14 protein-coding genes are annotated in these 19,409 nt (G+C 73.3%); 9 read left to right on the top strand and 5 right to left on the bottom strand.

Going from position 1 to position 19,409, the window contains the following annotated elements; genetic code table 11:
- Positions 1-7 precede the first annotated feature (7 nt).
- Both ACFWZ2_RS23840 and ACFWZ2_RS23835 read left to right on the top strand, forming a co-directional pair.
- A complete protein-coding gene (locus tag ACFWZ2_RS23840) occupies positions 8-2,245 on the top strand; it encodes a penicillin acylase family protein (RefSeq protein WP_384548770.1) in 2,238 nt (745 codons plus the stop codon).
- Between the two features lie 209 nt (positions 2,246-2,454).
- Complete coding sequence (locus ACFWZ2_RS23835) at positions 2,455-3,819, top strand: FAD-dependent oxidoreductase (protein WP_384548768.1); 1,365 nt, start codon at positions 2,455-2,457, stop codon at positions 3,817-3,819.
- Positions 3,820-3,888: 69 nt separating this feature from the next.
- On the opposite strand, the gene ACFWZ2_RS23830 is transcribed toward ACFWZ2_RS23835, so the two are convergent.
- The gene (locus tag ACFWZ2_RS23830) at positions 3,889-4,509 is read right to left on the bottom strand and encodes an L-threonylcarbamoyladenylate synthase (protein ID WP_384548766.1); all 621 of its coding nucleotides are present in this window, start codon (positions 4,507-4,509) and stop codon (positions 3,889-3,891) included.
- 189 nt (positions 4,510-4,698) lie between these two features.
- Between ACFWZ2_RS23830 and ACFWZ2_RS23825 the strand changes: the two genes are divergently transcribed.
- Positions 4,699-7,749: a BTAD domain-containing putative transcriptional regulator gene (locus ACFWZ2_RS23825; RefSeq protein WP_384548764.1), complete on the top strand. Its 3,051-nt coding sequence runs from the start codon at positions 4,699-4,701 to the stop codon at positions 7,747-7,749.
- A 272-nt stretch (positions 7,750-8,021) separates the two neighbouring features.
- Positions 8,022-8,708, top strand: a complete 687-nt coding sequence (locus ACFWZ2_RS23820; RefSeq protein ID WP_384548762.1) for a M15 family metallopeptidase — start codon at positions 8,022-8,024, stop codon at positions 8,706-8,708.
- A gap of 9 nt (positions 8,709-8,717) precedes the next feature.
- Here ACFWZ2_RS23820 and ACFWZ2_RS23815 read toward each other — a convergent pair whose 3' ends face one another.
- Positions 8,718-9,413, bottom strand: a complete 696-nt coding sequence (locus tag ACFWZ2_RS23815; RefSeq protein WP_384548761.1) for a type 1 glutamine amidotransferase domain-containing protein — start codon at positions 9,411-9,413, stop codon at positions 8,718-8,720.
- A gap of 177 nt (positions 9,414-9,590) precedes the next feature.
- A complete protein-coding gene (locus ACFWZ2_RS23810; protein WP_384548759.1) occupies positions 9,591-10,538 on the bottom strand; it encodes a LysR family transcriptional regulator in 948 nt (315 codons plus the stop codon).
- 94 nt (positions 10,539-10,632) lie between these two features.
- Here ACFWZ2_RS23810 and ACFWZ2_RS23805 point away from each other — a divergent pair, with 94 nt between their 5' ends.
- Positions 10,633-11,559, top strand: coding sequence for a DNA-binding protein (locus tag ACFWZ2_RS23805; protein ID WP_384548757.1), 927 nt, complete (start codon positions 10,633-10,635; stop codon positions 11,557-11,559).
- Positions 11,560-11,585: 26 nt separating this feature from the next.
- Here ACFWZ2_RS23805 and ACFWZ2_RS23800 read toward each other — a convergent pair whose 3' ends face one another.
- Positions 11,586-12,164, bottom strand: coding sequence for a TetR/AcrR family transcriptional regulator (locus ACFWZ2_RS23800; RefSeq protein ID WP_384548755.1), 579 nt, complete (start codon positions 12,162-12,164; stop codon positions 11,586-11,588).
- A gap of 358 nt (positions 12,165-12,522) precedes the next feature.
- Here ACFWZ2_RS23800 and ACFWZ2_RS23795 point away from each other — a divergent pair, with 358 nt between their 5' ends.
- Genes ACFWZ2_RS23795 through ACFWZ2_RS23780 form a run of 4 tightly spaced genes read left to right on the top strand, consistent with a single transcriptional unit; the run spans position 12,523 to position 17,357 of the window.
- Positions 12,523-13,065 carry a (2Fe-2S)-binding protein gene (locus tag ACFWZ2_RS23795; RefSeq protein ID WP_384548754.1) on the top strand — a complete coding sequence of 181 codons (543 nt, stop codon included), beginning with the start codon at positions 12,523-12,525 and terminating at the stop codon, positions 13,063-13,065.
- Positions 13,062-14,054, top strand: coding sequence for an FAD binding domain-containing protein (locus tag ACFWZ2_RS23790; RefSeq protein ID WP_384548752.1), 993 nt, complete (start codon positions 13,062-13,064; stop codon positions 14,052-14,054). Before ACFWZ2_RS23795 ends, ACFWZ2_RS23790 begins: the two co-directional genes overlap by 4 nt.
- Positions 14,051-16,192, top strand: coding sequence for a xanthine dehydrogenase family protein molybdopterin-binding subunit (locus ACFWZ2_RS23785; RefSeq protein WP_384548751.1), 2,142 nt, complete (start codon positions 14,051-14,053; stop codon positions 16,190-16,192). Before ACFWZ2_RS23790 ends, ACFWZ2_RS23785 begins: the two co-directional genes overlap by 4 nt.
- 13 nt (positions 16,193-16,205) lie before the next feature.
- Positions 16,206-17,357: an XdhC family protein gene (locus ACFWZ2_RS23780; protein ID WP_384548749.1), complete on the top strand. Its 1,152-nt coding sequence runs from the start codon at positions 16,206-16,208 to the stop codon at positions 17,355-17,357.
- Here the strand turns inward: ACFWZ2_RS23780 and ACFWZ2_RS23775 are convergent.
- On the bottom strand, positions 17,306-19,405 hold the full coding sequence (locus tag ACFWZ2_RS23775) for an ATP-binding protein (protein WP_384548747.1): 2,100 nt from the start codon (positions 19,403-19,405) through the stop codon (positions 17,306-17,308). The two genes, ACFWZ2_RS23780 and ACFWZ2_RS23775, sit on opposite strands and share 52 nt — an antisense overlap.
- Between the last annotated feature and the right edge of the window lie 4 nt (positions 19,406-19,409).

Raw genomic sequence — 19,409 nt, 5'->3', positions numbered from 1 at the left:
GCGGGGCATGGGCCACGTGCGGAACACCGGGGTGAGCCGACGCCGCGTCCTGGGCGGAGCGGCCGGGCTCGCCGCCGTCGCAGCGGGCGTGCCCTGCGGCGCGGCGTTCGCGGGACCGGAGCAGTCGCTCCGCGACGCGGCCCGCTGGCGCGGGCATGCGGCGCGCGTGACGATCAGCCGCGACGACTGGGGCGTCGCGCATGTGGTGGGCGAGAGCGACGCCGACGCCGTGTTCGGGATGATGTACGCCCAGGCCGAGGACGACTTCCCACGGATCGAACGCAACTATCTGGTCGCCCTCGGCCGTCTCGCCGAGGCCGAGGGCGAGAGCGCGATCTGGCAGGACCTGCGCCAGCGGCTGTTCCTCGACCCCGTGTCCCTCAAGAAGGTGTACGCCACGGCCCCGGCCTGGCTGCGCGCGCTGCTGCGGGCCTGGGCCGACGGGCTGAACTACTACCTCGCGACCCATCCCGAGGTGCGTCCGAGCGTGCTGAAGCGGTTCGAGCCGTGGATGCCGTTGAGCTTCTCGGAAGGCAGCATCGGCGGTGACATCGCATCGGTGCGGCTCAGCCGGCTCGAAGCCTTCTACGGCGGGCGGGCGGTGCCGATGACCGATGAGGAGCGAGGTCTTCCGCCGCGCGAACCCACGGGATCGAACGGCATGGCGATCGCGCCGAGCCGTACCAGGGACGGCCGTGCGCTGCTGCTGATCAACCCGCACACCAGCTTCTTCTTCCGTTCCGAGCAGCATGTGACCAGCGGCGAGGGGCTCAATGTCTACGGTGCCGCCACCTGGGGACAGTTCTTCGTCTACCAGGGCTTCAACGCGCACACGGGGTGGATGCACACGACGAGCGGCGTCGACAACGTCGACGAGTTCGCCGAGCGGATCGTCACAGGGCCGGACGGTCGCCGCCGCTACCGCTACGGCGATGAGCTGCGCCCCGTGACGACGAAGACGATCACGTTGTCCTGCAGGACCGAGGACGGCGGACGGGACGAGCGCGGCTTCACCACCTTCGCCACACACCACGGCCCGATCGTGCGCGAAGCGGACGGCAAGTGGATCGCGTGCGCACTGATGAACAAGCCGCTCGACGCGCTCAAGCAGAGCTTCCTGCGCACCAAGACGCGGGACTACGCGGGCTATCTGCGGGTTGCGGGGCTCAGGGCGAACAGCTCGAACAACACGCTCTTCGCCGACTCGAAGGGCACCATCGCCTTCCTGATGCCACAGTTCATGCCGGTGCGCGACGACCGCTTCGACTTCGCCGAGCCCGTCGACGGCAGCGATCCCGCGACCGACTGGCACGGCCTGCACAGCCTGGCGAGCATGCCGCAGGCCGTGAACCCGAGGAACGGCTGGGTGTTCAACACGAACAACTGGCCCTGGACCGCGGCGGGTGCGGACAGCCCCGACGCGGCCGACTACCCGCGCTACTTCGACCGGGTCGGGGAGAACCCGCGCGGGCCGCAGGCGATCCGGGTCCTCTCCGCGCGCGACGACTTCACCCCGCGGAGGCTGATCGAGGCCGCCTTCGATCCCTACCTCACCGCCTTCGCACGCCTGCTGCCGGGGCTCGTCGCCGCATGGGCCCAACTCCCCGACGGCAGCGCGCAGAAGGCCCAGCTGGCCGGGCCCATCGCCGTGCTGCGCCGCTGGGACCACCGCTGGGCCGAGCGGTCGGCCGCCACGTCGCTCGCCGTGTTCTGGGGCGATGCGCTGTGGGCGCTCACCTCCGAGTCGGCCGTGGAAGCCGGTATGTCGGTCTGGGACTACATGGCCGGGCGAGCGACCGACGGGCAGCGGCTCGGGGCGCTCCGGACGGCGGTGGACCAGCTGACGCGGGACTTCGGCGGCTGGCAGGTGCCGTGGGGCGACATCAACCGCTACCAGCGCAACGACGGCTCGATCGGCCAGGAGTTCAGCGACGACAAGCCGAGCATCCCCGTCCCCTTCACCTCGTCGCGATGGGGCTCACTCGCGTCGTTCGGAGCGATGCGCCACCCGGGAACGAAGCGCTACTACGGCACCAGCGGCAACAGCTTCGTGGCAGTGGTGGAGTTCGGACCACGGCTGCGCGCCTGGGCGATAACGGCGGGCGGCACCAGCGGTCACCCCGACTCACCGCACTTCGACGACCAGTCGAAACGCTACGCACACGGCGACCTGCGGCCCGTCTACTTCCATCCCGACGAACTGGAGGGGCATGTCGAGCGGAGGTACCGGCCGGGCAGGTGGTAGTCAGCGCGATGCGCGGGGCTTCGCCAGGTCGCGGACGTGTGCCTTGCCGCCTGCATACGCCTGGTGGAACGCGGCGGCTGCCCATAAGTGAGACTTATGGGGTCATAGATCGGACCCGCCTACTGACTTAGGCTTGCCTTAGTTTAGGCTTCCCGTTGAGTGCCGCTACCACCATGCGCGTACTGCCACCGCTCGAAGGGAACCTGAACATGCCTCGCCCCCTGCGGGTAGCCATTGTCGGAGCCGGCCCCGCCGGGATCTACGCCGCCGACGCGCTGCTGAAATCCGCAGTTGCCGTCGAGCCCGGTGTGTCCATCGACCTCTTCGAGCGGATGCCCGCCCCCTTCGGCCTCATCCGCTACGGCGTCGCCCCCGACCACCCGCGCATCAAGGGCATCATCACGGCCCTGCACCAGGTGCTCGACAAGCCGCAGATCCGCCTCTTCGGCAACGTCGACTACCCGGGCGACATCAGCCTGGACGAGCTGCGCGACTTCTACGACGGGGTGATCTTCTCCACCGGCGCCACCGCCGACCGCGCGCTCGACATACCCGGCATCGACCTCGAGGGCTCGCACGGCGCCGCGGACTTCGTCTCCTGGTACGACGGGCACCCGGACGTCCCGCGGACCTGGCCGCTCGATGCGGAGAAGGTCGCCGTCCTCGGCGTCGGCAACGTCGCGCTCGACGTGGCGCGCGTGCTGGCCAAGACGGCCGACGAACTGCTGCCGACGGAGATCCCCGCCAACGTCTACGACGGTCTCAAGGCGAACAAGGCCATTGAGGTCCACGTCTTCGGCCGCCGCGGCCCCGCGCAGGCCAAGTTCAGCCCCATGGAGCTGCGGGAGCTCGACCACTCCCCGAACATCGAGGTCATCGTCGACCCCGAGGACATCGACTACGACGACGGCTCGATCGCGACGCGCCGCGGCAACAAGCAGGCCGACATGGTCGCCAAGACCCTGGAGAACTGGGCGATCCGCGACGTCGGCGACCGGCCGCACAAGCTCTTCCTGCACTTCTTCGAGTCGCCGGCCGAGATCCTCGGCGAGGACGGCAAGGTCGTCGGCCTGCGCACCGAGCGCACCGCCCTCGACGGCACCGGCAACGTCAAGGGCACCGGCGAGTTCAAGGACTGGGACCTCGGCGCGGTCTACCGCGCGGTGGGCTACCTCTCCGACGAGCTGCCCAAGCTGCCCTGGGACGTCGCGTCCGGCACGGTCCCCGACGAGGGCGGCCGCGTCATCGAGGAGTCCGGCGAGCACCTCCAGTCGACGTACGTCACGGGCTGGATCCGGCGCGGTCCCGTGGGCCTGATCGGCCACACCAAGGGCGACGCCAACGAGACGGTCGCCAGCCTCCTGGACGACCACGCCAACGGCCGCCTGCACACGCCCGGCTCGCCCGACCCGGAGGCCGTCGACGCCTTCCTCGGCGAGCGGAACGTCCGCTTCACCACGTGGGACGGCTGGTACCGCCTGGACGCCGCGGAGAAGGCGCTCGGCGAGCCGCAGGGCCGCGAGCGCGTGAAGATCGTCGAGCGCGAGGACATGCTCGACGCGAGCGGCGCGTAACACGTACGAGTAGAGGCATATAAGGGGAGGGCCGCGGCGGCGCACAGGCGCCCCGCGGCCCTCTCGCGTCTACTCGAACGGCGTGGTGTCGCCCGCGCCCCTGCGTACGATCTCGGCCGTGCCGCCGGAGAAGTCGATGACCGTCGTCGGCTCGGTGCCGCAGTCGCCCGAGTCGACGACCGCGTCCACCACGTGGTCGAGGCGCTCCTTGATCTCCCAGCCCTGGGTCAGCGGCTCCTCCTCGTCGGGGAGCAGCAGCGTGCTGGAAAGCAGCGGCTCGCCGAGTTCGGCGAGGAGCGCCTGCGTCACCGTGTGGTCGGGGATGCGGACACCCACCGTTTTCTTCTTCGGGTGCAGGAGCTGGCGCGGCACTTCCTTCGTCGCGGGCAGGATGAACGTGTAGCTGCCCGGCGTCGCGGCCTTGATCGCGCGGAACACGTCGTTGTCGACGTACACGAACTGGCCGAGCTGTGCGAAGTTCTCGCATACGAGCGTGAAATGGTGCCGTTCGTCGAGGTCACGGATCGAGCGGATGCGGCCGATCCCCTCACGGTTGCCCAGCTGGCAGCCCAGCGCGAAACAGGAATCCGTCGGATAGGCGACGAGCGCGCCGGACCGGATGCTGTCCACTACGTTGCCGATGATGCGGCGCTGCGGGTTCTCGGGGTGCACGTCGAAGTACTTCGCCATCCGCCGAGCCTATGCGATCAGCGTCCCGCGGGCCGGGAGCGGGGTGCGGCGCGCTGAGCGGTGGCTTGATTCCCTTTGCACGTGCACGAGTTGACTGCTCGCGGACGTAACATGCCAGTCGGTCCGGGGCGGGGGCCGACAGGCAGGAAGGGCGGGGGCGGCACGGGGCAAGGACCCATGGAGATGGGCGTGGACAGGGACACCGACTACCGCTTGCTGGGCCCGGTCGAGGCGTGGCGGGCGGGCCGCCGCCTCAGTCTGGGCGGCCCCAAGCCGCGCGCGCTGCTCGCGGCGCTGCTCCTCGAACCGGGCAAGGTCGTGTCCGCCGACACCCTGATCGACGTCATCTGGGGCGACAGCCCGCCGGACACGGCACGCTCCCTGATCCAGTCGTACGTCTCCGCGCTGCGCCGCGCGCTGTCCGCCGAGGCCATCGAGACCAGGCCGCCCGGCTATCTCATCCACGCCGACGCCTCCCTCGTCGACCGTGCCGCGTTCGAGCGTCTGACGGGCCAGGGCAGGCAGGCGGCCGCAGCCGGGGATCACGCCGGGGCCGCACGGCTGCTCAGCGAGGCGCTCGACCTGTGGCGCGGGCCCGCGCTCGGCGGCATCGGCGAGACGCTGCGCGCCATGGCCGACCAGTTGGAGGAGGCGCGGCAGGCAGCCCTGGAGGAGCGCATCGCGGCGGACCTGGCCCAGACGGGACACGAGATGGAACTGGTCGCCGAGCTCACCGCACTGGTCGCCATGCACCCCACGCGGGAGCGGCTGCGCGGTCAACTGATGCTCGCCCTCTACCGGTTGGGCCGTCAGGCGGACGCGCTCGCGGTGTACACGGAGGGCCGCGACGTACTCGCCGAAGAGCTGGGCATCGACCCGGGGCCCAGGCTCCAGGGGATGTACGAGGCGATCCTGCGGGCCGACGAGGGGCTGCTGCCCGCGGCGGAGGACACCCCGGGCGCCCCCACGGGTGCCGCAAGGGCGCCCGCCCTGCTGCCGCCCGCCATCGGCGACTTCACCGGGCGCGACGCGCAGGTGCGCGAGGTGCGGGCCGCGCTGACGGGGAGCCGGGAGGCCATGCCCGTCGTCGTGGTGTCGGGCCCCGGCGGCGTGGGCAAGTCGGTGCTCGGCGTCACGGCGGCCCACCGCGTCGCCGACGTCTACCCGGACGGGCAGCTCTACGCCGAACTGCGCGGCGCCACCGACCCCGTCACGCCCGGCGAGGTGCTGGGGCGGCTGCTGCGCGCGCTCGGGGCGAACCCGCCCGAGGGGGACGCCGAACGGAGGGACCTCTTCCGCAGCCTCGTCGCGGGCCGCCGCATGCTCCTCGTACTCGACGACGCGGGCAGCGAGTCACAGGTGCGCCCGCTGCTCCCCGGCAGCGCCACCTGCGGGGTGCTGATCACCGCGCGGTCCCGGCTCGGCGGCCTGCCCTGCACCCACCGCACCGACCTCGACGTGCTGGAGACGGAGCAGGGCAGCAGGCTGCTCGCCCGGGTCGCGGGGGAGTCGCGGGTGCACGCCGAGCCCGCGGCCGCCCGGCGCATCGTCGAACTGTGCGGAGGGCTGCCGCTGGCCATCAGGATCGCCGGGGCCCGCCTCGCGACCCGCCGGTACTGGACCGCGAGGACCCTCGCCGACCGGCTCGCCGACGAACGCCGCCGCCTGGACGAACTCGCCGTCGGCGACCTCGAAGTACGGGCCGGACTCGGCCTGAGCTACCGGTCCCTGGACTCCCCGGCCCGCACCGCCCTGCGCCGCCTCGGCCTGCTCGCCGCGCCCGACGTCGCCGCCTGGGTGATCGCCGCACTGCTCGACGTCACGGAGGCCGCGGCGGACCAGGTCGTGGAGCAGCTCATCGACGCCCAGCTGCTGCACTGCACCGGCGTCGACCGGGCAGGTCAGCCCCGCTTCCGGCCGCACGACCTGGTGCGGGTCTACGCGGCCGAACGCGCCGAGGCCGAGGACCCGCCCGCCGTGCGCGCCGCCGCCATCGGCCGGGCCCTCGGCGCCGGACTCTGGCTCACCGGCCGCGTCGCGTCGGCCACCCCGTCCGGCGCCGTCGAACTGCACCGCGGTTTCCTGGACTCCGGCGGGCCCGTCGGTGCGGCGTCCGACAGCCTGCGCCACCTCGTGCGGCCCGTCGGACCTGAGGCCACCCGGCGTGCGCTCGCCGATCCGCCCGCCTGGTTCGAGGCCGAGGCCGACGCGTTCGCCGCCGCCGTGGAGCGCGCGGCCGCCTATGACCTGCACACCCTGGCCTGCGAGGCCGCGGCGGCCCTCTGCTCCTCCGCGTACGCCGTCGGCAACCGCTTCGAGGCCTGGTGGCGCAGCCACGACGCCGCCCTCGCCGCCGCCCGCCGCGCCGAGGACCGCTCCGGCGAGGCCCTGCTGCTCATCGGCCTCGGCCAGCTCCGCTACGAACAGGACCGCTTCACCGAGTCGCAGGACTACTTCCGGCAGGCCGCGCGTCTGTGCACCGAACTCGGCGACACCCGGGGCCGGGCCGCCGCCCTCGCCGGACTCGGCAGCGCCCTGCGCGAGTCGGGCGGCCTGCGCGCCGCGCTCGACGCGCTCACCCAGGCGGTCGAGGGGTTCCGGGCGCTCGGCGACGACCCGGGTCTCGGGCTCTCCTGCCGCTTCGCGGGCACCGTCCACCTCGAACTCGGCGAGACCGAGGCGGCGTTCGTGCTGCTCGACGAGTCGCTGAGGGCCTACCGCAGCCTCGGCAGCCGCCGCGGCGAGGCGCTCACGCTGCGCTCGATCGGCCTCGTGCACCGCGCGCTCGGCGCGTACGCCGAGGCGGAGGACCTCTCCGACCGCGCGATGCGGCTCCTGAACGCCATCGGGGACCCGCTCATGGCGGCGTACGCGGTGCAGGCACGGGCCAAATGCCGCTTCCGTAGGGGGCGTTGGGAGGAGGCGGCCGACGAGCTGCGGGGCGTCCTCTCCGTCTGCCGCGCGCACCACGACCGCTTCGGCGAGGCGCTGACCCTGCGCACGCTCGGCGAGTGCGAGCTGGCCGCGGGGCGCCTGGACGCCGCCGAACAGCTCCTGGTCGAGGCCGCGGAGCGCTGGGCGGCCCTGGAGCTGCCGCTGCCCCGGGCCCGCACCCTGCGCGACCTCGCCACCACCCGGGAGGCGGCGGGAGACCCGGAGGGGGCGCGGGCGCTGCGGGACGAGGCGCGGGAGGTCTTCATCGCGTACGAGGCACGGGAACGGGACGAACCGGGCAACTGACCTGCCTGGAACGGGTGGTGGCCCACTTGAGGTGGATTTGCAGAGAACTTGCAGCGGCCTGGGGCAGCATCGAGATGTCGGCGGCACCAACGGGTCGGCAGCAACGGGGGATAGGCCACTGTTGCCTCACACGGCCCATACGTCCGAGCCAGTCGGCCGTATGGGCCGTACTTCGTGTGCGGCCACTGCAAAGAAGGGGGACTCCGGGGGCGGGCGGCAGCCCGCCCCCGGAGCTGTGCCTGCCCGTCCTGTCATGAACAAAGGGGCCGAGCTTGCCGCCGATCATCCTCATGAACGACCCCCGAGTCGTCGACATCCCGGTCCACGACTGCGGTGAGGCACTCGTCGATCTGCGCCAGCTGCCCTTCGTGGACGTCGACGACCGCCTCGCCGACGCGGCCGGGGCCTACGCACAGCTGCGCGAGGGCGTCGCCTGGCGCCTGGCCCGCGCCGCCCGGCTGCTGCCCGATGGCCTGCGCCTCCTGGTCACCGAGGGCTACCGGCCGCTCGCCCTGCAGATCAAGTACTTCGAGGACTACGCGGCCGAGCTCCGGCACGCCAACCCCGACTGGTCGGACGAGCATCTCCACCGGCAGACGAGCCGCTCCCTGTCACCGCCCGAAGTGGGGCCGCACGTCGCGGGCGCCGCGGTCGACGTCACCCTGTGCACCGCGACAGGTGCCGAACTCGACCTCGGCACACCGGTGAACGCCAGCCCCGAGGAGAGCGACGGAGCCTGCTACACGGATGCCGCCCGCGTGTCCGCCGCCGCCCGCCGCAACCGCCGTACCCTCTGCGCCGCCCTGTCCACGGCGGGCCTGGTCAACTACCCCACGGAGTGGTGGCACTGGTCGTACGGCGACCGCTACTGGGCCTATGCGACCCGGGCTCCCACCGCCCAGTACGGGCCGACGGTCTTCGAAGGGGCGCGGCCCTGTCTGCCGCGGCCGGGCGATTGACTCCTCGGCTCAGGACAGCTTCTGGAGGAGCGCGGCGGCCAGCGGGGCGGCGGACGCGGGGTTCTGGCCGGTGACGAGATTGCGGTCCACGACCACGTGCGGCGCCCAGGGCTCGCCCTCCTGGAAGTCCACGCCCGCCGCGACGAGACGGTCCTGGAGCAGCCACTTCGCCCGCTCGGCGAAGCCCGCCAGGCCCTCCTCGGCATTGGTGAAGGCGGTCACGCGATACCCGGCGAAGGTGGCGGAGCCGTCGGCCCGGGTGGCGGCGAGCAGGGCGGCGGGGGCGTGGCAGACCACACCGAGCGGCCTGCCCGAGTCCAGGGCGCGGGTGAGGAGGTCGCCGGACTCGGCGGACACGGAGAGGTCCTCCATGGGGCCGTGGCCGCCGGGGCAGAACACCGCGGCGTAGTCGTCCAGGTTCACCTCGGACAGCTTGAGGGGGTGCTGGAGCTCGGTGAACGCGGCGAGCCCGGCCGCGACCCGGTCGGCGCCCTCCTGGCCGCCGTTGAACTCCGGGGTGAGGGAGCCGGGGTCGACGGTGGGCACGACACCGCCGGGCGTGGCGACGACGACGTCGTGCCCGGCGGCCTTGAACGCCTCGTAGGGGGTGACGGCCTCCTCGGCCCAGAAGCCCGTGGGGTGCGCGGACCCATCGGCCAGGGTCCAGTGGTCGGCGCCGGTCACGACATAGAGGATCTTCGACATGGTGCTCTCATCTCCCAGGGACTGGCCGGTGCGGCCCGTGGCCGGGGCCGCGTCTCGAACCTAGGGGCGGAGCGCCGCGCCCGGCCAATGAGGCGGGCGATGTCAGACATACGACATCCGATGGCAACCGGGGAACACGCCGCGCCCGGGTCCGTCATCGGGGGCGCCCCGAGTCCCTCACCAGGAGCGGCCCGCCCGCAGCAGCCGGTCGCGGACCCGGGTCACCGGGGCCGGGGTGACGCCGGGCCGCTGCACGAGGTAGCCGGTGTTGATGGGCGGGTCCTCGGGGTCGTGCAGCAGTACGAGGGCGCCGGAGGCGAGCGCGTCCAGGCAGAGGTACCGGGGGAGCACGGTGTATCCCGCGCCCGCCTCGACCGCCGCGAGGACGCCCCGCAGATCGGGCACGGTGACCGCGGCCCGGCCGCCGAGGCGCCTGCCGAAGACGTGCCGCCAGTAGCGGCGGGCGATCGGCAGGTCCTCGGCGTACGTGATCAGCGGCACGCCGTGCAGCGCGGCGGCGACATCCGCGTCCGGCCGCTCCGTGACGCGCCGCGCCCAGCCGGGCGCGGCGATCAGGACGAACTCCTCGTCCATCAGGGGCGTGGCGGACAGGGATCTGCCGCGCGGGCGCGTGGTGGCGACGACCAGGTCGTGCCGGCCCGCGCGCAGCTCGGCCAGGAGCGGATCGGTCAGGCCCGTGCTCACCCGCAGCCGCAGCCCTTCGGCGACGAGCGGGGCGAGGGCGGGCAGCACCCGTGTGCACAACAGCTCGGCAGGGCCCGCCAGATGGACCGGTTCGCCGGTGGTGTCATCGTCCGGGGAGTCCTGCCCGGTGGCGGCCGCGAGGGAGTCGAGGGGCGCGGCGACGCGGCCCGCCAGCTCGTCGGCGACCGGCGTCGGGGCGACGCCGCGCGGCAGCCGCTCGAACAGCTCCCGCCCCGACTGCCGTTCCAGGGCCCGGATCTGTGTGGTCACCGTGGGCTGCGAGAGACCGAGGAGCCGTGCCGCCGCGGTGAAGGAACCCGAGCGGTACACGGCCAGGAACGTGCGCAGGAGGTTCAGGTCGGCCTGCGGCGCGGCGGCGGTCTGCCGGGGCGTCTGCCCATCGGAATTCTTATGGACCATGGCGCGAATCCTACGTAGCCTCTATGTCTCGTGCGCCGCGTGATACCTCGTGCGTACGCCACATGCGACCGCGGGGCCGACTGGAGGAGAGGCATTGGCGACGGCGAGGGAGGAGAGGGGCGAGCGAGACGAGGTGACCCGCACCTCGGCCCCCTTCGTCGTACGCGTCATGCAGCGGCTCCTCGCCCTCGACGCCGCGCACGGTGCGACCGCCGCGCTGCCCGCCGTCCGCGAGGCCGCGCGCCGCGTCCCCGAACTGTCCGCCGAGCCAGGGCAACTGCACGGCAGCGACCGTGAACTGCTCGCCGCGCTCGCCGAGTTGAGCGAGGTCATCGGCTGGATCCTCTTCGACGCGGGCCACTACGACGGGGCGCGCCGTGCGAACGCCCGGGCGCTGGCGCTCGCCGAACTCTGCGGCGACACCTGGACGGCCCGCCTCGTCCTCCTGAACCACAGCATGCTCCAGGCCCACACCGGCCGCCCCCGGGCCGCGCTGGAGAGCGCCCGGCGCGTGACCGGGCCGCGCGCGCTGCCCGCCAGGGTCGACGCGCTCGTACTGATCCGCAGGGCGCACGCGGTCGCCGGGCTCGGCGGCGACCGTGAACCGGTGGAGCTGATCTCGCGCGCCCGGAGCCGGTTCCTCGACGGCATGTCGCGCCACGATCCGCCCTGGGCCTGGTGGATCGACGAGACCGAACTCCTCGGTCACGAGGGCTGGGTGCTCGCGCGCACGCACCGGTGGGACCGCGCGGTCGAGCTGCTCCGCGGGGCCGTCGCGGTGCCGGGACCCGCCTACCGCGACCTGTTCACCGCACAGCTGCTCTCGGCCCTGGCGGGCGCGGGGGCGTGGCGTGACGCCGAGGCGCTGATCGCGGAGGTCGCGCCGCGTGCCGCCCGCATCGGGTCCGTGCGGACGACCGAGACGCTCGCCGGGACCGCCGCACGGCTGCGGGGCCGCGCCGATGTCCCGGTGGCGCTGCGCGACGCGGCGGTCCACTTGGGGGAACTGCTCGGGCGGTGACCGCCGCACACCCGCGGCCGGTCCGCTCAGCGCCCCGGAGCGCCGGCCCGCAGTCCGTCCATGACGAGGTCGAGGAGGCGCCGGGCCCGCGGCTGCCAGTCGCCGTGCGGATCGATCTGCCACAGGCCCGCGATGGCGAGCAGGAAGTCGTCCGGGGTCATGCCGGGGCGGATGGTGCCCGCTTCCTCGTTCGCCCGCAGGAGCAGGGTGAGGGCCTCGGTCACCGGTCCGTGGCCGACCCCGGCCAGGCTGCCCCGGGCGCTGGTGGCCCTGCGCATCGCGTCGGCGAGACCGGCCTTGGCCATGGCGTACTGGGCGAGCCGGTCCATCCACTCGCGCAGCGCCTGGTCCGGTGGGCGGGTGCACAGCAACTGGGCGGCGCAGTCGGCGACTTGCTGCACTTCGTAACGGTAGACCTCAAGGACGAGTGCCTCGCGGTGCGGGAAGTTGCGGTAGAACGTGCCCTGTCCGACGCCGGCCTTCTTCGCGATGGCGCTCAGCGGGGTGTCGCCCGCCGCGGTCAGCTCCGCGAGAGCCACTTCGAGGATGCGCTCGCGGTTGCGCTGTGCGTCCGAGCGCAGAGGCGCGCCCTTGTGGTGCCGCACTCGACCTCCTCCCGGGCGCACGGCCCGAATCCCCGCTCGTACGACCCGGATACCCCGGCGTAGGCTCCGAACTCCTGGGTGCGTGGCCCGCGTTACCGGCGCGCGGCCCGAACTCCCGGTCGTAGGGCCCGAAGTGCCGAGCGGTACGCGCTGGATCGTCCTTGCTAAGCGGACAACTGTCCGTTAAGTTTTGAAGCTAACGGACACCTGTCCGTTTGAGCCACCATAGCGGCACCACAGCCACCAGGAACAGCGTCACTGCCTGGTGCGGAGCCACCTCACCACCGCTCGGCACACCCCTCCCGTACTCCCCGCCGGGACCGCCTCGTTCGACGCGATACGCGAAAGAAGGCTGCTCATGGCTCCATCGACGTCCAGTGCCGTGATCCTGAACATCAACGGCGAGAAGCATTCACTGTCCGTCGACCACCGCACCACCCTGCTCGACGCGCTGCGCGAGCACCTCGACCTCACCGGCACCAAGAAGGGCTGCGACCAAGGCCAGTGCGGCGCCTGCACGGTGCTGATCGACGGCCGCCGCGCCGTCTCCTGCCTGCAGCTCGCGGTCGCCGCCGACGGGCGCGAGATCACCACCATCGAGGGCGTCGCGGACGGCGACACGCTGCACCCCGTGCAGCAGGCGTTCCTCGACCTCGACGGCTTCCAGTGCGGCTACTGCACGCCGGGGCAGATCTGTTCGGCCCTCGGAGTGATCGCCGAGCACGCGGCGGGCTGGCCGAGCGCCGCCACCGACGACGTGCGCCCCGAGGCGGGCGTGCCCGAGCTCACCGCCGAGGAGATCCGCGAGCGCATGAGCGGCAACCTCTGCCGCTGCGGCGCCTATGTGTCCATCGTGCAGGCCGTCGCGCGCGCCGCGAACACCGAGGAGGGCGTGGCATGAGGGACTTCGGATACGAGCGCGCCCACGACGTGCCCGGCGCGGTCGCCCTGCTCGGCACCGACCCCGACGCGCGTTACCTCGGGGGCGGCACCAACCTCGTCGACCTGATGAAGTCCGGCGTGGAACGCCCCGGACTGCTCGTCGACGTCCGCGAACTGCCCCTGGACCGCATCGAGTCCACGGAGGACGGCGGCCTGCGCATCGGCGCGACCGTCACCAACAGCGACCTCGCCGCCCACCCCGAGATCCGCCGCCGCTACCCGGCGCTCGCGCAGGCCGTCCTCGCGGGCGCATCCGGACAGCTGCGCAACATGGCCACGGTCGGCGGGAACCTCCTCCAGCGCACCCGCTGCGGCTACTTCACCGACCTGGCGAGGCCCTGCAACAAGCGCACCCCCGGCAGCGGCTGCTCCGCCGTCGAGGGCGAGCACCACAACCACGCCATCCTCGGCGCCAGTACGCACTGCGTGGCGGTCCACCCCTCCGACATGGCGGTGGCGCTCGCGGCGTTCGACGCCGTCGTCACCTACCAGACGGCGGACGGACCGGGCGAGCTGCCGTTCGCCGACTTCTATCTGCCGGTGGGTGACGCGCCGCACCTGGAGACCGCGCTGCCGTCCGGCGCACTGATCACCGGCGTCACCCTGCCGCCCGCGCCCGTCGCCGCCGTCTCCCGCTACCGCAAGGTGCGCGAGCGCGCCTCGTACGCGTTCGCCATCGGCTCGATCGCCGCGGCCGTCGACGTGCGGGACGGTGTCGTACGAGAGGTGCGCATCGCCTTCGGGGCGGTCGCGTCCAGGCCGTGGCGGGCCCGGGCGGCCGAACGGGCGCTGACCGGCGGGCCGGTGAGCGCCGACGCGTTCGCCGCCGCCGCGGACGCCGAACTGGCCGCGGCGCGGACGCTGCCCCACAACGGCTACAAGGTGACGCTGATGCGCAACCTCGTCGTGGCCGTGCTCACCGAACTGACCGAGGAGGCCGCCCGATGACCACCAGCACCGGAGTCGCCGCGGCGAGCAAGGCCGTCGGCACCGCGCAGACCCGGCGGGAGGGTCTTGCCAAGGTCACCGGGGCGGCCCGCTACGCCGGAGAGGTGCCCCACGCCGAACTCGCCCACGGCTGGGTGGTGTTGTCCACCGTCACGCGGGGCCGCATCCTCGCCGTGGAGGACGCCCCCGTACGGCAGATGCCCGGAGTGATCGCGGTCCTGCACCACCAGAACGCGCCGCGTCTCGAAGAGGGCTTCGTGGGCACGCTCGGACCCGACGCGAGCGCCCAGATGCTCCAGCACGACCGGGTGCCGTACGCCGGCTGGCCGGTGGCGCTCGTCGTGGCTGAGACCTCCGAACAGGCCAGGGAAGCGGCCGACGCGCTCGTGGTCCGCTACGACACCGAGCCGCACGACGTCGGCTTCGCCGCCGGCCACCCGGACAGCTACACGCCGGACGCGACGCCCGTCGGCCCCGCGCGCACCGAGAAGGGCGACGTGGAGGGCGAACTGGCCGCCTCCGCCGTGGTGGTGGACGAGCAGTACGAGACCCCGGAGCAGCACCACAGCGCGATGGAGCCGCACGCGGCCATGGCGCGCTGGGACAACGGACGCCTGGAGATCGTCGACTCCAGCCAGGGCACGTTCGTCACGGCGAACGACCTCGCCAAGCTCTTCTCCCTGGACCCGTCGGCGGTGCGCGTGCGCGCCGAACACGTCGGCGGCGCCTTCGGCTCCAAGGGGCAGATGCGCGCGCACCTCGTGCTCGCCGTGATGGCGACGACCGTCATCGGACGCCCGGTCCGGATCGCGCTGACCCGCCGTCAGATGTACTCCCTGGTCGGCCACCGCAGCCCGACGGCGCAGCGTGTCAGGCTCGGCGCCGACGCCGAGGGGCGGCTGCGGGTCCTGGACCACACCTCCCTCTCGCGCACGTCGCAGCTGGACGAATTCATCGAGGCGAGCGCCAACTTCGGGCGTTCCATGTACGACGCGGACGCGCACCGCACCGTCAACAGCGTGGTGAAGCTCGACGTGCCCACGCCGAACTTCATGCGCGCGCCCGGCGAGGCACCCGGATCCTTCGCGCTGGAGTCGGCGGTCGACGAACTCGCCTGGAAGTGCGGCCTCGACCCGATCGAACTGCGGGCCCGCAACGAACCGGAGGTCGGGCCCGTCTCCGGCCTGCCCGTCGAGGCCCGCGGCCTGATGGCGTGCTTCCACGAGGGCGCGCGCCGGTTCGGCTGGGCCGACCGCGACCCGCGCCCCGGCCTGCGCCGCGAGGGACGCTGGCTGCTCGGCACCGGCACCGCGGGTGCGGGATTCTTCGTGGGCGCCTTCCCCTCGCAGGCGGCACTCACCGCGGAGGCCGACGGCAGCTTCACCGTGCGCATCGCCGCGTCCGACGTCGGGACCGGCGCGCGGACGGCGCTGGCCCAGGTCGCCGCCGACGCGCTGGACGTCGACGCGGCCCGGGTGCGGGTACGGATCGCGGACAGCGACTTCGGCAACGCCTGGCTCGGGGGCGGCTCGATGGGCACCCGGTCCTGGTCCTGGGCGGTGCTCGCCGCGGCACGCGAACTGCGCGAGATCCTCGTGCCCGGCGCCGAGCTGCCCGCGGAGGGCGTCACCGTGCGCTCCGACACCACGGAGGCCGTCGCGGGCCAGGCCGCGCGCGAACACCACTCCCACGGCGCCCAGTTCGCCGAGGTCGCGGTGGACGTCAGCAGCGGTGAGGTCCGCGTGCGGCGGATGCTCGGCATCTTCGCGGCGGGCCGGATCATCAACCCGCTGACCGCGCGCAGCCAGTTCATCGGCGGCATGACGGGCGGCCTGTCCATGGCCCTGCACGAGGAGGCGATCAGGGACCGCACGACGGGCGCCCTCGCCAACCCCGACTTCGCGGGGTACCACTTCGCCGCGCACGCCGACGTGCCGCGCATCGAGGCGGACTGGGTGGAGGTCCCCGACCCGAACGACCCCGTCGGCATCAAGGGCATCGGCGAGATCGGCATCGTCGGCGCCGCCGCGGCGATCGCCAACGCGGTCTGGCACGCGACGGGCGTACGGCACAGGACCCTGCCGATCCGCCCCGACCGGGTCCTGCTGGCGGGCGAGGGGCCGGGGGAGAGCGCATGAGGAGGCGAACCACGTGCTTGACATCGCCGACGACCTGAACCGCTGGGTCCAGGAGGGGCGGGACTTCGCCGTCGCCACGGTCGTGGCCATCGGCGGCAGCGCACCGCGCGGCATCGGCGCCGCCCTCGCCGTCGACGGCGAGGGCACGGTCATCGGGTCGGTCTCCGGCGGCTGTGTGGAAGGGGCCGTGTACGACCTGTGCGTGCAGGCCCTGCAGGACGGCGAGGCCACCGTCGAGCGGTTCGGCTACAGCGACGAGGACGCCTTCGCGGTCGGTCTGACCTGCGGCGGCGTCATCGAGGTGCTGGTCGCTCCGGTGGCCGCGGACGCACCGGACAGGGCGGTGTTCGCCGCCGCCCTCGCGGCCGCGGCCCGGGGCGGCACGACGGCCCTGGCCCGGGTCTTCCGCGGCCCGGCCGAACTGCTCGGCAGGCCGCTCCTGGTGGCCGCCGACGGAACGTACGAAGGAAGCCTGGGCGGACACCCGGACCTCGACCGCTCGGCGGCGGGGGAGAGCGGCGGCCTGCTCGCGGTGGGACGCACCGGGGAGTTCGCCGTCTCGGAGAGCGGCTCGCGGTGCGGGAGCGCCCTGACGGTCCTCGTCGAGTCGAGCGTGCCGCCGCCCCGGATGATCGTCTTCGGTGCGGTGGACTTCGCCGCGGCCCTGGTCCGCATGGGCAAGTTCCTCGGCTACCACGTCACGGTGTGCGACGCCCGCCCCGTCTTCGCGACACGGGCCCGCTTCCCCGACGCCGACGAGGTCGTCGTCGACTGGCCGCACCGCTATCTGCGGGGCACCGTCACCGACGGCCGCACGGTCCTGTGCGTGCTCACGCACGACGCCAAGTTCGATGTGCCGCTGCTGGTGGACGCGCTGCGGCTGCCCGTGGCGTTCGTCGGCGCGATGGGTTCGCGCCGCACCCACGAGGACCGCGGCCGCAGGCTCCGCGAGGCCGGTGCCACCCCGGACGAACTGGCCAGGCTGCGCTCGCCGATCGGCCTCGACCTCGGCGCCCGTACGCCCGAGGAGACGGCCCTGTCCATCGCGGCGGAGATCGTCGCGGCGCGGCAGGGCGGCTCCGGCGTGCCGCTGACCGGCTCACGGACCCCGATTCACCACGACGCGTCCGGCGGCTGGTCGGTACGGACCAGCGCGATGGCCTGATCGGTGGTGAACTCCCGGCCGTCGGCGAGCAGCCGGGCGCAGTGGGAGTCGCCCAGGGTCTTCCTGAGCCGCCGCTCGTGGTGGTCGCGGAAGCCGGTGTGGGAGGCGCGGCCGAGCTCGGGGAGCCCGGCCGCGTCCCACAACTGGGCGCTCATGCCGAGCAGTTGCGCGGCCCACTCGGTCCTTCCCCGGCCGGACTCGGCGGCGCTCAGGAGGTCCATGGCGGCCGCGGTGCCGAGCCGGTCGTGGACGCGCCACTTCGCGGTGAGCGCCCTGCGGGCATGGGCGGCCGCCGCGTTCGCGTCCCCAAGGCCGAGCCGGGCGAGCGCGAGGAAGTAGTCGCCCCAGGACCGCATCCACAGCTCACCGCACTTGTCGCACTCGGCCCGCAGCCGCCCGGCGACGGTGGCGACCCGCTCGAACGCGCCCTGGGCGGCCAGGAGATAGGCCTGGACGGCCAGTGCGGTGAGCCGGAAGAAGGCGGCGCCCCCGCCGCCCGTCGGTGCCTGGCCCGACGGGCCGTGCAGGATCGCCGAACGCGCGGACTCCCCGCGCACCGCGAGGCTCGCGCCGCCCAGCGGCAACTGGGCGCAGGAATCGGGCAGTCCGCGCTCGGCGGCGAGGCGCGCATAGGCGGCGGCGACCTGCTCGGCGGCGTCCAGGTCGTCGGGCGTGAGGGTGATGAGACGCTGCGCCCACAGGGCGAGCACCCGCTCGGCGCCGGTCCCCTCGCCGCGGCGCAGGGCGCGTGCCAGATAGGCGCGGCCCTCCTCGGCGTATCCGCAGGCGAACCAGAAGAACCAGAGGGTGCCCGCGAGTTCCAGGGCGCACGAGGCGTCCGGGTCGGCGAGGCACTCCTCAAGGGCCAGCCGCAGATTGGCGTGTTCCGCACGCATCCGCTCGGCCCACGCCCGCTGCGCGGAGCCCAGCCACTCGGCCTCGCCGCGCCGGGCGAGCCACCGGTAGTAGTCGCGGTGACGGCGCCGCACGGCCTCCGTCTCGCCGAGCCCGTCCAGCCACTGGGCGCCGAAGTCGCGCAGGGTGTCGAGCATCCGGAACCGCAGGCCCGCGCCGTCCGGCTCCTGCATGACGATGGACTTCTCGGTCAGCCAGGAGAGCAGTTCCAGCACGCTCTCGGTCTCCAACGGGCCGCCGTGGCAGACGATTTCGGCGGCCTCCAGGTCCCAGCTGCCCGCGAACACCGACAGCCTGGCCCACAGCAGCCGCTCCAGCGGCGTGCACAGCTCGTGACTCCAGCCGATCGCCGTCCGCAGCGTCTGGTGCCGGGCGAGCAGCGGCTCCGTGCGGGCGGTGAGCAGGTCGAAGCGGGAGTCGAGGCCCTCCAGTAAACGGCTGAGGGGCATGCCGCGCAGGCGTACGGCGGCCAGTTCGAGGGCGAGCGGGATGCCGTCGAGGCGGGCGCAAATGGCGGCGATCTGAGCCCGGTTGGCCTCGGTCACCCGGAACTCGGGCACCGCCGCGCCCGCCCTGGCCGTGAAGAGCGACACGGCCGCACTGTCCGCGCCCTCGTCGGCCGGTTCCAGGGGCAGCGGGTCGAGCGTGAGGACATGCTCACCGGGCACGGCGAGCGGCTGTCTGCTGGTGGCGATGATCCGCAACTCCGGGACGCGCGCGAGCAGTTCCGACACCAGCCGCGCACAGGGGGCCAGGATGTGCTCACAGGTGTCGAGGAGCAGCAGCACGGGGGCGCCCGTCAACTTCTCGACCAGCACATCCCTCAAAGGGCGGACGGTCTGATCGGGCCGCCGCAGCGCCTCCATCACGGCGTGCGGAAGCAGCGACGCGTCGGTGAGCGGGGAGAGTTCGACCAGCCAGGCGCCGCCGGGAAATCCGGCGTGCGCCTCATGGGCGGCGCGCAGCGCGAGCCGGGACTTGCCGACCCCGCCGGGGCCGGTCACGGTCACCAGACGGGCGCTCCCCAACAGCCCGTCGATGCGGGCGAGTTCCGCGCCCCGGCCGATGAAGGCGTTCGCCTCCGTCGGCAGATTGCCGCTGCGGGCATGGTCCTTGCGCACTGATGCCGCCATGCTC

It is taken from the genome of Streptomyces sp. NPDC059002 (assembly GCF_042740435.1).
Taxonomy (GTDB): domain Bacteria; phylum Actinomycetota; class Actinomycetes; order Streptomycetales; family Streptomycetaceae; genus Streptomyces.
This window is presented reverse-complemented; position numbering and strand designations above follow the sequence as displayed.